The organism is Shewanella sp. BC20 (assembly GCF_003129585.1).
Classification (GTDB): domain Bacteria; phylum Pseudomonadota; class Gammaproteobacteria; order Enterobacterales; family Shewanellaceae; genus Shewanella; species Shewanella seohaensis.
The window spans coordinates 1-12,243 of record NZ_NHRI01000015.1 but is presented as its reverse complement, the minus strand read 5'-3'; the positions used below and the strand labels follow the sequence as shown (position 1 = coordinate 12,243).

At 48.3% G+C, this 12,243-nt stretch carries 13 protein-coding genes and 1 tRNA gene; 7 read left to right on the top strand and 7 right to left on the bottom strand.

What is annotated here, in order from left to right:
• Positions 1-156: 156 nt before the first annotated feature.
• Positions 157-768, top strand: a complete 612-nt coding sequence (locus tag CBX96_RS15275; RefSeq protein WP_086902005.1) for a superinfection exclusion B family protein — start codon at positions 157-159, stop codon at positions 766-768.
• Positions 769-881: 113 nt separating this feature from the next.
• Here CBX96_RS15275 and CBX96_RS15270 read toward each other — a convergent pair whose 3' ends face one another.
• On the bottom strand, positions 882-1,013 hold the full coding sequence (locus CBX96_RS15270) for a DUF3149 domain-containing protein (RefSeq protein ID WP_011715898.1): 132 nt from the start codon (positions 1,011-1,013) through the stop codon (positions 882-884).
• 316 nt (positions 1,014-1,329) lie between these two features.
• Between CBX96_RS15270 and CBX96_RS15265 the strand changes: the two genes are divergently transcribed.
• The gene (locus CBX96_RS15265) at positions 1,330-2,919 is read left to right on the top strand and encodes a bacteriohemerythrin (protein ID WP_086902006.1); all 1,590 of its coding nucleotides are present in this window, start codon (positions 1,330-1,332) and stop codon (positions 2,917-2,919) included.
• A gap of 152 nt (positions 2,920-3,071) precedes the next feature.
• A tRNA-Leu gene (locus CBX96_RS15260) sits at positions 3,072-3,158 on the top strand.
• 72 nt (positions 3,159-3,230) lie between these two features.
• Here the strand turns inward: CBX96_RS15260 and modC are convergent.
• Genes modC through modA form a run of 3 tightly spaced genes read right to left on the bottom strand, consistent with a single transcriptional unit; the run spans position 3,231 to position 5,832 of the window.
• The gene (modC, locus tag CBX96_RS15255; protein ID WP_109287281.1) at positions 3,231-4,316 is read right to left on the bottom strand and encodes a molybdenum ABC transporter ATP-binding protein ModC; all 1,086 of its coding nucleotides are present in this window, start codon (positions 4,314-4,316) and stop codon (positions 3,231-3,233) included.
• Positions 4,310-5,047: a molybdate ABC transporter permease subunit gene (gene modB / locus CBX96_RS15250; protein WP_109287280.1), complete on the bottom strand. Its 738-nt coding sequence runs from the start codon at positions 5,045-5,047 to the stop codon at positions 4,310-4,312. Before modB ends, modC begins: the two co-directional genes overlap by 7 nt.
• Positions 5,047-5,832 (bottom strand): molybdate ABC transporter substrate-binding protein, encoded by a 786-nt coding sequence (modA, locus tag CBX96_RS15245; protein WP_109287279.1) that lies wholly within the window; start codon positions 5,830-5,832, stop codon positions 5,047-5,049. Before modA ends, modB begins: the two co-directional genes overlap by 1 nt.
• A 202-nt stretch (positions 5,833-6,034) precedes the next feature.
• Here modA and CBX96_RS15240 point away from each other — a divergent pair, with 202 nt between their 5' ends.
• On the top strand, positions 6,035-6,814 hold the full coding sequence (locus CBX96_RS15240) for a TOBE domain-containing protein (protein WP_109287278.1): 780 nt from the start codon (positions 6,035-6,037) through the stop codon (positions 6,812-6,814).
• Between the two features lie 17 nt (positions 6,815-6,831).
• Here CBX96_RS15240 and queG read toward each other — a convergent pair whose 3' ends face one another.
• Entirely contained in the window at positions 6,832-8,007 is a 1,176-nt protein-coding gene (gene queG, locus CBX96_RS15235; protein ID WP_109287277.1) for a tRNA epoxyqueuosine(34) reductase QueG, read from the bottom strand.
• A gap of 161 nt (positions 8,008-8,168) precedes the next feature.
• Here queG and CBX96_RS15230 point away from each other — a divergent pair, with 161 nt between their 5' ends.
• Positions 8,169-8,984: an ABC transporter substrate-binding protein gene (locus CBX96_RS15230; RefSeq protein WP_109287276.1), complete on the top strand. Its 816-nt coding sequence runs from the start codon at positions 8,169-8,171 to the stop codon at positions 8,982-8,984.
• On the opposite strand, the gene CBX96_RS15225 is transcribed toward CBX96_RS15230, so the two are convergent.
• Positions 8,981-10,843 (bottom strand): GGDEF domain-containing protein, encoded by a 1,863-nt coding sequence (locus CBX96_RS15225; RefSeq protein ID WP_181382220.1) that lies wholly within the window; start codon positions 10,841-10,843, stop codon positions 8,981-8,983. The genes CBX96_RS15230 and CBX96_RS15225 overlap by 4 nt on opposite strands.
• 192 nt (positions 10,844-11,035) lie before the next feature.
• Here CBX96_RS15225 and CBX96_RS15220 point away from each other — a divergent pair, with 192 nt between their 5' ends.
• Positions 11,036-11,563, top strand: coding sequence for a phosphatase PAP2 family protein (locus CBX96_RS15220; protein WP_086902014.1), 528 nt, complete (start codon positions 11,036-11,038; stop codon positions 11,561-11,563).
• Between the two features lie 24 nt (positions 11,564-11,587).
• The gene (locus CBX96_RS15215; protein ID WP_109287274.1) at positions 11,588-12,022 is read left to right on the top strand and encodes a DUF3069 domain-containing protein; all 435 of its coding nucleotides are present in this window, start codon (positions 11,588-11,590) and stop codon (positions 12,020-12,022) included.
• A gap of 41 nt (positions 12,023-12,063) precedes the next feature.
• On the opposite strand, the gene CBX96_RS15210 is transcribed toward CBX96_RS15215, so the two are convergent.
• Positions 12,064-12,243, bottom strand: a 180-nt coding sequence (locus CBX96_RS15210) for an integrase core domain-containing protein (protein WP_146194347.1), incomplete at its 5' end; no start/stop codon positions are given.

The window sequence follows — 12,243 nt, the reverse complement described above, 5'->3', positions numbered from 1 at the left end:
TTATCTGATAGCGAGTTGGATGCTTATAAGCATAGACTCAAGCATCTAGATTGTGCATTTTATCCCCATGAAATATCCCGCAATTTTGACTGATACAGTGGCATCAAACTTGCTTGATGCCGTCTAAGTTCAATTTTTTGTCGCTGGGATAACATTATGATTAAACTCAAACTGGATTCAGTGAAATTGTTTAGCCCTAAAAAGATGATGTTTCGAGTCATGTTATGGCTAATGGTCAGCTGCGCTGTGTTATTGGCGATCCCATCGAATGTGCTCGCCTTGTTGGCGCTGGATAAATTCGTCCCCGAGCATGCCCATTTCGTTGGCCTAGGACTAATCATTTCAATTGCTTATTTCTTAACTCAGTTATTAAACCTTGGCTTAGATGAGTCGATTCGTCATTTAAGTGATAAACGCGTGACGGAAACGATTGAAGCTAAGGTCAACCTGATGGACCGTGCTGAGCGAGCCCTCTTGCGGGAGTTCTTTTTACAGGGCGCCACCATTTTGACATTGCCGCAAAATGAACCCGCAGTAAAAAGCTTACTGAATGCCTGCATCCTCGAATGTTTAGGCAATGAGCGCCATTATGCGATCCAAGGTCCTACGGCGGATTATAAAATTTCGATGAAGGCACGCATGTATCTGAATCGTGGAGTACTGCGTTTACCCGCGGGAGAGCCGAGTCAGGAAGAAATGCAGCACTTGATTAAAGCGCGTCCGCAGTTCTTAAATGGGGTAGTGCAAAGCCGTAAACATGCCGCGTGATGCGGGTTGTGTTCTAAAGCAGAAATCACAGGCACAAAAAATGGGGGTTAGATTAACCCCCATAACAACGTGCAATTTTTACAATGAACAGAATAACAATTTGGAAGCAAAAACTACGATTGTTGCGCGGACTTCACAATGAACATCCAAGTGATATAAGAAATTATCCCTATAGTGCTAAAGATAACGATCATTGAGAGTAAACCAATTGGGTTACCGAACATTAAATCTAACCAAAATGCCATGATTGAAATCCTCTTTCCTGTGAAGTCCCCCTTACACTAGCGCCCTTAGCGGCTGTAAATACTGATCTCGATCAATAAAAAATCGACATCTTAAAACAATGTTGTAACTACAGATTAACCCTGTGATCTAGCTCAAATTTAGCCATTGGTAAAATATTGTTAAAGTCATTCCTTCGGGCTTTGTTTCTTGTTTCATTCGGGACTAGTCTTAAGAGTATCGAGTACGAAAAAATCATTAAATGATACAAAGATCTGTTGGTTACAAACGAGTTAGTTCTCGCAAGCAAGTGAAATAGCATTTTTGAAGGAGACAAGAATGGCTGGCATCAGTGTCCAAAAAGGCACCATGGGCTACGGTATTATCTTTGCGCCCATGGTCTTACTCTTATATCCACTTTATTGTTTAGCGACCAGTGCCCACTGGATTGCGGCGCTGTGTTTAATTGCCCTTGCAGTGATTCTCTTTTTAAATATTAACAAGTTGATCCGTAACTTACGGCACTTAGAGCGTGCGGCCCATCACTTAGGGGATGGGGATTTAAGTTATCAGCTCGATGAGAAAGATGCGGGTGTGTTTATCACGGTTGTCCACAGTATCAACCGCATGGGCGAAGATGTTAGTCGCACTATTCTCTCCCTCGTCGATACGAGTGAGTGGATGAAGAAAGTCGCGACCGATATTAAAGCGATCAGCGAACAGGCAAAACAGGGCGTGCTCGAGCAGGAGCGTCAAACCGAGTTGGCCGCAACGGCGATGACGCAGATGGTCTCCACCGTACAAGAAGTCTCACAAAATGCCGCCAGTACGGCGCGTGCGGCGGATATTGCCCAAGGCTCGGCGAAACACGGTGATGATTTAATTGGTACTATCGTTAATAAAATCAGCGATATGAAATCGCAAATTCACCAAACTAAAGGCGTTATCGAGCACCTTGCCGCCGATACCAATAGCATTAGCAGTATCATTGAAACCATTTCCCAAGTCGCGGAGCAAACAAATCTATTGGCACTCAATGCGGCGATTGAGAGTGCGCGCGCCGGTGAACATGGCCGTGGCTTTGCGGTTGTCGCCGATGAAGTGCGTAACTTAGCTAAACGTACCTCAGAGGCTACCGCCGAAATTCAGCAGCAGATTACCACGTTGCAAAAGGGCGCGCAGCAGAGCGTAGAAGTGATGCTTAAGAATGTCACCATCGCCGACGAAACCGCCGTGATGGTGGAGCAAGCCCATCAAGCCCTCGGTGACATAGTGACTCAGGTTGAAAGCATTACCGATATGTCCCACCAAATCGCAACGGCTTCGGAAGAGCAACATGCAGTTGCCGAAGAAATTAACAAAAATATCAGCGTGATGGCCGATCTTGCCCTAAAAAATGCGCGCCATACCAACCACACCAACTTATCCAGTCTTAAGGTGTATAACATGTCGCAGGAAATTGGCTCCCTGCTGCATCGATTCCATGTCGATGCCAAAATGTTTAATTCGAGCCAAGCCCAAAGTAAGTTATTCGTGAAATGGGGGCCTGAGCTTGATATTGGCATGCCAGAGATTAACCGTCAGCACCAACGCTTAGTCTCATTAATCAATGAATTACACCGGACGTTAAGTGAGGCATATGGGCTTGAGGCGATTAAGCGTATCGTCCAAGGGCTGGTGGATTACACCGCGAACCATTTCTCCTATGAAGAAGAATTGTTTGCACGTTTTGGCTATCCCCAAACCGTGGCCCACAAGGAAAAGCATGCCCAGTTAGTTGGTCAAGTGCTTGATTTTCAAAAGCGGGTAGCTAGAGGTGAAGATGTGGCCGATGAACTCATGGCATTTTTAAAAGCCTGGCTCGTCAATCATATTCAAAAGAGTGATAAGGAATACACCCAATTTTTACTCGCCCATGGCGCCGAATAACTGGCCTTGGTGTATCAGAGTTGGATTTTTGAGCGGTTAAAACTAATTTGCCACCCTGCCTTTGAAAAGGGCTTGCCATTGTCAAAGGCAAAGGTATAATTCCCAGCAATTAGAGCCAGCTGCTTGTTTTTGTTAGCTCTAATTTTGATAATGCCAGAGTGGTGAAATCGGTAGACACAGCGGATTCAAAATCCGCCGCCCTTAAAAGCGTGACGGTTCGAGTCCGTCCTCTGGTACCATCCCTTCCGAAGGGACTCAAACCGACCTAGAGTCGGTTTTTTTGTGTCTGAAATTTGCTCCAAATATTCAACTCAGTGGGATTCGGCAATATCCATTTGCGTCATCGTCACGCCTTTGATTTGGGCATAGATAGCCTTTCCTGGAATGAGTTGTAACTCATCTCGAGCCCATGGGGTGATGTTGGCCCATAGCTCGTCTTTACCTAAGGCAATTTTAAGTTGAATTTGCTCGCCATTATCGCTGGGGTAGAGCTCTTTTATTTTTCCTCTGAGTAAGTTACGAATACTCGAGCCTTTAGGTTCCTCTGTGCAAACCGATACATGGTTCGCTTGAATGCGCACCTTTAACTGCTTATGGGTGGGCGGCAGTTGGCCACTGACCCAGAGCTGATTGCCATCATCCATCAACAGCCTTGTCATTGGATAATCAGGATGTCTGTCGGCGATTCTGGCGCTCAGCAGAGAACTCAGTTCCTGTAATGGCACCCAGGGGCGCATTTGTTCACTATTCCATACCTGTGTTAGCGGTCCTTGGGAGATCATTTTTCCTTGATGCAACACCAACATATGATCGGCGAGTTGTAGGATTTCATCCAAGCTGTGGCTCACATAGACGATCGGTAGCTTTAATTCCTGCGCTAGGGTTTGTAGGTAAGGCAGCAATTCGCGTTTTCGAGGTAAATCGAGCGAGGCTAAGGGCTCATCCATCAGCAGCATTTGTGGTGAGGTGAGTAGGGCACGGCCAATGGCGACCCGTTGTTTTTCGCCGCCGGAGAGCGTGCTGGGATAGCGGCTTAAAAGTTTTTCTATGCCCAGTAGCGAGACCACTTTGTTGAACAATTCAGGTGCTTTATGGCGCATCCCATAGGTGAGATTGCCCTTCACACTGTAGTGAGGAAATAACCTCGCTTCTTGAAATACATAGCCAATTCGGCGTTTTTCAGGGGGCAGATTAACGGTTTTATGTTTAAACAACAGCGTATCACCAAGGCTAATTTCGCCTTTGTCTGGGGTGGTTAATCCGCCGAGTAAATTCACTAAGGAGGTTTTGCCCGCTCCTGAGCGGCCGAATACGGCGGTGACGCCCTGTAACGGTAATTGGGTGTTCACCTTGAGTTCTAGTTGGCCGAGTTGTTTTTCAATATTGATGTTTAACATACACTTGCCGTTCTTTTGAGGGCCTTTTTAGTGAGCCATTGGGAGGCGAGTAGGGAGGCCAGCGCTATCACTATCGAGATGATACACAGGCGCATTGCCTGATATTCCGCCCCCGGTGTTTCGATAAAGGAATACATGGCCAGCGGAATGGTGCGAGTTTCGCCGGGAATATTGGAGACGAAGGTAATGGTCGAGCCAAATTCCCCAAGGCTGCGGGCAAAGGCGATGATCATCCCTGAGACTATGCCGGGCGAGGTGAGTGGCAGGGTGATGGTCAAAAATACCCGCCAGCGGCTGCTTCCCAAGGTGCGCGCCGCCTGTTCGAGGCGAATATCGATGGTTTCGAAGGATTGACGTATGGCTCTGACCATTAAAGGAAAGGAGACCACTGCGGCGGCGAGTGCTGCGCCGCGCCAGCTAAAGCTAAAACTTAACCCAAACCAGTTGTATAGCCACTGCCCGATGACGCCCTGACGCCCCATACTGATGAGTAGCAGGTAACCCACCACCACCGGCGGTAACACCAGTGGGAGATGTAGGAGACTGTCGAAGATAGCCTTACCGGGAAACTCCACGCGTGCCAGCAACCAAGCGCATAAAATGCCTAAGGGTAAGCTGGCCAGCACGGCAACCGCTGAGACTTTGAGACTCAGCAGCAGCGCGGCGGTTTCGTATTCGCTGAGGAGTGGCCCGTCAAACAGCGAGCCACTTACTAGAACATCACTCAGCACTAGTTCACTCCAAAGCCGTATTTTTCAAATACTGCTGTGGCACTTGGTCCTTGAAGGTATTGATTAAAGTCTTTAGCGCTGGCGGTGGATTCCTGCTTCGTTAAGGCGCTGGGATATTCAATCGGGCTATAGCTGGTCGCGGGGAAGGTCGCCACAATTTTAATCTTTTGCGCGACTTTGGCATCGGTCGAGTAAACGATACCGAGCGGGGCTTCGCCCTGTTCCACTAATGCTAAAGCGGCGCGGACATTGTTTGCTCTCGCCAGTAGTGGCTCGGCGGTTTTCCAAAGGTTCAGGTTTTCAAGCGCTTGCTTGGCATATTGTCCGGCTGGAACATGGTCAGGGTCGCCCACCGCTAAACGGCTGCCATTGACCGCGGCCTTAATATCCCAATCGCTGTTTAGGGTGACTTGGTTTACCGGGCTGTTCTTTTCGGCAATCAGCACTAAGGTATTTTTTAACAGGGTAATGCGGCTATCGGCATTGACCGCCTTGGCCTCAACGAGGTAATCCATCCATTTTTGGTTGGCGGAGATAAACAGATCCGCGGGCGCACCATTAGCGATTTGTTTGGCGAGTGTTGAGGAGGAGGCGAAGGAGAAAATCACTTTCGTTTGATGTTCCTTTTCGTACTGCTGGCCAATCTCATTAAGCGCATTCGTGAGGGATGCGGCGGCAAAAACCGTCACTTGTTCTTGGTCTGCGGCAAAGCTGATGCTGCAACTGAGGGCTAAGCCAACGACTGAGGCTGTGGTAAAACGAATAAAGTCTTTGAGCGAGCTCATGGTGTTCCTCCGTGATAAAAAGTGATCGTTATATACCAATCTATATATCGATCGTTCAAGTCCCGATGCGTAAATTAGTGATCTCGGCTCGGTTTATTGGCGAAAACGCTAATACCTCGGCGGAGAATTCCGACCGAACGTATTGGTATCTCAAGATTGATCGGGGACAATAGCATTCACTTAAGCTAAGGCGCGCAGGAACATGGACTTACACGCACTACTGACATTGTCATTGGGGGACAAACCCTTCGCCAATCCTCGGCGGATAGCTTTGCTGCGCCAAGTGGCTAACACTGGGTCTATCAGCCAGGGCGCTAAGTTGGCGGGGATCAGCTATAAGGCCGCCTGGGATGCGATAAATGAGATGAATACCACTATGCTCGAGCCCGTCGTCAGTAGCGAAAAGGGGGGTAAGGGCGGTGGTGGCGCCAAACTGACCGAGTTTGGTGAGCGTTTACTTAAGGTGTATTCCATCACCTCGCAGGTGCAGGAAATGGCGCTGTCGGCGTTGCTGGATGATTCGGTCGATATGCACAGTTTGTTAGATGTGATGGCGCATTTCTCCCTTAAAACCAGTGCCCGCAACCAATTAACGGGGCGTATCCACAGCATTGAGCCACTCGGTTTGAATGACAGCCTGAAGGTGACATTGGCGGGGGGGCAACAGATCCAAATCTCAGTGACCCATGCTAGTTTTGAGCGTCTGCAGTTAGCCTTGGACCAATCGATTCTATTGTTGTTTAAGGCGCCAGCGGTGACGGCCAGTTGTGATGCTTGCCAGAGCGCGGGGCAAAACTGCGTCAGTGGGCACTTACTGAGTGTGACCGAACTTGCCGATAAGGCTGAGTTAGCGATAGAGATTGGCGCTAAAGAGATTATCTATTCGGTAATGCCGTTGGCCGACATCCAAACGCTCAAGGTTGGTGAGCCTTGTTTTGCCTGTTTTGATGCCACACAAGTGATTGTTGCCAGTATGAATTAAAGCATGCAGCGAGAATGCTAGGCATCCCGTGGTAAGCCTTTTTGAATGACCCGAACCAGTCGCTCCGTTTTACGGTTATTGGCTTGTGAGCCGCCCGCATGTTGCTGTGCTAGGGCCCAATCGATATGTTCTTTCACCATTTCATCGACATCTGCTTGGGCTTTACGTTGCTCAAGGGCGGCGATGATTTGTGGCGAACTCGGCGCATTGCCTAGGGCGACGGCGATATTGCGTAGCCAGCGCTGATGACCAATACGGCGAATGGCGCTGCCTTCGGTCTGTTTAAGAAACTCGGTTTCGCTCCACGCAAACAAGGTGAGCAGTTCAGGCTGCTTGAGTTTAGGTCGAATGTGAAAATCACTCTCCTGAGTCAGCGGCGCCTCGCGATTGACCGGGCACACCAACTGACAATCGTCACAACCGTAAATGCGATTTCCCATTAAGGGGCGAAACTCCTCGGGAATGGCACCCTGCAATTCGATTGTCAGATAAGAAATACAGCGCCGTGCATCCACGGTATAAGGCTCGACTATGGCGCCTGTCGGGCAGGAAGTGATGCAGGCCACGCAGGTGTTGCAGTCTTCTTGGATTGGAATGTCTACGGGTAAGGGCAGGTTGATCAGCAATTCCCCAAGAAAGAACCAACTGCCCGCATCGTGATTAAGGATAAGTGAGTGCTTACCTGTCCAACCAATGCCGGCTTTTTCGGCGAGTGGACGCTCTAGCACTGGGGCCGAATCGACAAAGGGCCTAAAGTCGGCGGCATCGAATCCGAGAGAGATAAGTTCGCTACTGATTTGATCGCCCAGCTTTTTTAAGCGGGCACGGATGAGTTTGTGGTAATCCCTGCCGCCTGCGTAACGCGAGATATAGCCCATATTCGGCGAGGCTAAGTTAGTGGCAAACCCCGCCTCTGGCGGCAAATAATCCATCCGAGCCGAAATCACTCGAACTGTGCCAGGGTGCAACTCGTGGGGGCGGGCACGCATCATACCGTGTGTAGCCATGTAACCCATTTCCCCGTGATACCCCTTATCTAACCAGGTTTGCAACTTAGCTTCTTCTGCAGTTAAGTCGGTGTCGCAAATCCCTATTTGGGCAAATCCGAGCGCCTTTCCCCAATGCTTAATTTGTAAAGCGAGACGGGATAGGGTGACGGCATCGGGAATATTGCTAGGAGTGGTGATCGACATGGAAGCGGCATTGGGCGTAATAAGATGGCGCTATGATAGCAGTTTTATGCCACTAGGGACGAGTGCCGTTCCAAGGGGATTTAGCCAAATCCTTAATTTGCTTTCTTCCGTGTGTAAATTAGATCTATGATGGATAGTAAGTTTCCTCTTCGGTCTTGCCTATGTTGTCCACCCTCAGCAAACACTGTTATTGCCTGCTACTGTGCATGAGCTTAGGCTATTCAGGGCTTAGCTTTGGGGCGACAGAAGCTGCAACCGAGACGGTGCGGTTAGTGACAGAAGCTTGGCCTCCCATGAGCTTCGAGCAAGATGGGGTGCCGACAGGCTTTGGGGTGGAACTGGTTAATCTGCTGCAGCCCCGCCTTGGACAGCAGGAGAAAATCGAGCTGCTACCTTGGGCGCGAGCATACTCGATTGCGAGCTCTGCGCCGAATGTGTTGCTGTTTGCCACTTCCATCAGTGATGAACGGGAAAGCCATTTCGATTTTATTGGTCCCATAGCGACCAGTAAAATTACCCTTTACACCAGAGCTGACGATCCTATTAGCATCAATCAATTATCTGAAGTGAGTGCGGCGGGGATTGTCGGTGTTTATCGGGAGTCTATCGGCGCGCAGCTGCTGCAACAGCAGGGTATCGATGCGTTATTAGTGGCGAGTTTTCCGCAGCAATCGGCAAAGCAGTTGTTGTTTTCACGGGTGCGATTCTGGTGTCAGGCCGATTTGGCGGTCAAGCATATACTACAAGATATCGGTGCTAAAGAGTCGGACATCAAACCTGTGTATGTCATCGCCGAAATCCATCTTTATCTGGCATTCTCAAAAGGAACCTCTGCCGATACTGTGCAACGTTGGCAAGCTGAGTTAGAAAAGCTCAAAGAATCGGGGGATTTTGCTCGGCTATATCAAAAATGGTTTGGCGCCTTGCCGCCGCCCCTCGAGCATCACATCTTTTGGCACCGAAAAACCGTAGGTTAGTCGGCCATTTTAGCGGCTTTAACGCAGTTTCTTCCTGCGTTTTTGGCGTCGTAAAGGGCGTTGTCCGCACGCTTAAGCAAGCGCGCAAAGCTATCATCTTGTTTGCCTAATTCGGTATTTAAAGTAGCCACTCCGGCACTTACAGTTAGCTTTAACTCTACGGGCAAATTAATGGCACCATAACGAGTGATTAAGGTTTGTAACTCGTGTGCCAGCTCCCAAACGCGCTCTGCGTTGGTATTGGGTAAGAGGATTAAAAACTCCTCACCGCCAATCCGGCCGATGAGATTGCGGTCCGCGGTTAATGCTTGGCTGGCTTGGGCTATGGTCAGCAAGGCTTGGTCACCAATTTCATGACCGAAATTATCGTTAATCTTTTTAAAATGATCCGCATCGAAAATGATCACAGAGAATGGTGTTTTTTGTTTTATCGCCTGCTGAAAATACAGTTCAGCTTGGGCATAGATGTGCCTGCGATTGGGTAATTGGGTCAGAGAATCGGTTAAGGCTATGGTCTGTAGGTGACGGTTACGGTGCACTTGCTTGTAGGCAAACAGCGACACAATCGCCAAAATACAGCCCGTGAGCAGCAGGATAATCAGTTGCAGTGATTTATTTTTCTCGAGCAGTGCTAACTCTTGTTCTTTTAATTTTTGATTATCGAGCAAGCGTTTGTTTTCAGATTCGATCCAACTAGTATCAAACTTTACTTTTAACTCAGTCGTTTGGTGTGCAGAGGAGCTATCATCCACCTTTTTCGTCAACGCGATAAATTGCTGTAGCTCTTGGTAGGCCGAAGGTAGATCGCCCATAGCTGCATGGATATCACTCTTAAGCTGTAATAGTTGGATGAGGCCGCGATCATTGTGCATCACACGGAATGCAATTTCTGCGGCGGCGAGTTCATCCAGCGCTTCTTGATAGCGTCCCTGTTGATAACGAATTTTCGCCATAAACAGCTTCATAAAGCTGTAGGCGCTGGGTTCTTTGTCGGTAATTTCCTGCGCCGCTTCCTTTAAATAGGTTTCGGCTTCATTGAGGCGATTTAACTGAATAAGGCTATAGGCAATATTGGTCGCGTTGATCGCGGCAATAAGAGGATATTTGTGTTCTTTAAAATACTGATAGCTAAAACGAAAGCTTTCAATCGCTCGCTCATGTTCGCCCATTTCATCTAAGGCAATCCCGATGTCGGAAGTGACGTTGGCAACTTGTTCCTTATTGCCTTTTTGGGAGTAAAACTCTTTGAGTTTATTGTAGTATTTAATCGCACTCTCAGGGTCGCCATAACGCCTAAAGCTGGTGGCAATATCCGCTAAATTGATATTTGCCCAGCCCGTTAAGTTCAAGGACTCGTACAGCCCCTGCGCGGTCACTAAATCGTCCAGCGCCTCAGAAAAATCTCCAATGTAGGAATATAAGGCTCCCCGAAGACTGCGAGCATCGGCAATAAGTTTTATATCTTCGTGTTCATAGGCGCTCTGAATACTTTTGGTATAACCCGACATGGCGCCATTAATATCGCCCTTTTGCTGTAAAAACCAAGCATGGCAGAGGGTTAAGTCGGTGATGAAATGTGGTGATGCGTTAGCTGGTAGTTGTATCTTAATTTGCTCAATATGATTGAGTGAGTGAGATACGTCTGCCTCGGTCTCCGAGGGAAGATTCCAGCATTTAAGCAGATTCAGTTTTTCGATGCGCTCAACATCATCACTCGAAATGAGCTTTTCCAGCAGTAATAGGTTTTGCTCGATAGATTCACGGGTCATGGCTTCACCGCTATCGAATAATGCAAAAATCTGATCGACCTGTGCTTGTCCCTCGGCAATAGCAACTCTATGCGTGCCTATCAGCAGCATAAGACAAATGGCTAAATATCGAAGGTAATGTTGCAAGTATGAGGTTTCCCGTTAGCGCTGAAACAGATAGCTAATCATTATCTTAGCATAAACTTTTTACGTCTTGTTTACATGTAAAGTTTGCAATTTTTGCATTCATTCCACTATCAAGGTATAAACGTCGCCTTGGATCTCGCCCAATAAGGAAAACCCTTGAAAAAATTACTCTGTGCCGTCCTGTTGCTGTTTACGGGAGCGAGTTGGGCAAACTCGGATGATATCGAAACCTCGGGCGATGTGGTTCATCTACTCCTGCCAGCGACGGCTTTGGGCGCGACCCTATTCTATGAGGATGGGAATGAGGGATCGTGGCAATTACTTAAGGCTGCCGTCTCGAGCCGAGTCATAGTCGAGGGGCTTAAATTGGGGGTTAGTAAGGATAGACCCGATGGCAGTGGTGATGATTCTTTTCCGTCAGGGCACACCTCGGACAGCTTTATGGCGGCCACGTTTATTCAGCAGCGTTATGGCTGGCAATATGGTCTGCCTGCCTATCTTGCCGCAACTTATGTGGGCTACACCCGAGTCGAGAGTGATAAGCACTATTTAGAAGATGTGCTCGCAGGCGCAGCCATTGGCGCACTGGCGGGTTGGTATTTTACTGAGCCCTATAAAGGGATCACAGTGACACCTTTGGCCCATAATGGGGTCTATGGTTTATATATTAGTGGCCAATTTTGAGCCGCTTAGGATAAGAGAGTTATTATGGCTGAAGTATCAGTTGAGTATCGTGAAACCGCCGAGCGGATTTCCCACAATGTTGCCAATAAAGTGCTACCTATGGCAAAAATGCCAGAGAGCCTGTTAGCGGCTTACCAAGGTTTATGTGCCGAGTTGTTACTCGATCGCGAAGACAAATTTGCCACTGCTTGGGAAGCATTACCCGCCAGTGCGCGCAATTTAATGCCGCAGGCTGAGTTTCACGGTTTCTATATTGCCAACGCTTGGTTGCAACTCAGCCGTGTTGCACAGGAGATTTCTGAGCAGGCGGATACGGACGAAGCGATTAACGAGAAGGAATACAACGGGATATTTACCCGTTTGGCCGATGAGTCGCTCAAAGAAAGCCTGCGTAAGTTGAAAAAGGCCCGCACCGATCGTTCTATGCTCAACAGCTTTAAGCAGGTGATGGCGCCTTAAACTGTGAGTTTGTGTCCCGTCCTAAGATAGGTTGACAGTTTTTAGGCCAGCTCCAGTAGCTGGCCTTTTCTATTGTGCACCTGATTAGGGGTTGCCATATTCAAACTCAGATGCGGTCTCATATCGTTGTATATTGCTATCGATTCTCTAACAAGTATCTTCAGCTCCGCAAATGTCCTACATCGGTGCAGTAAAAACTCCTGCTTCAGTATGCCATTCAC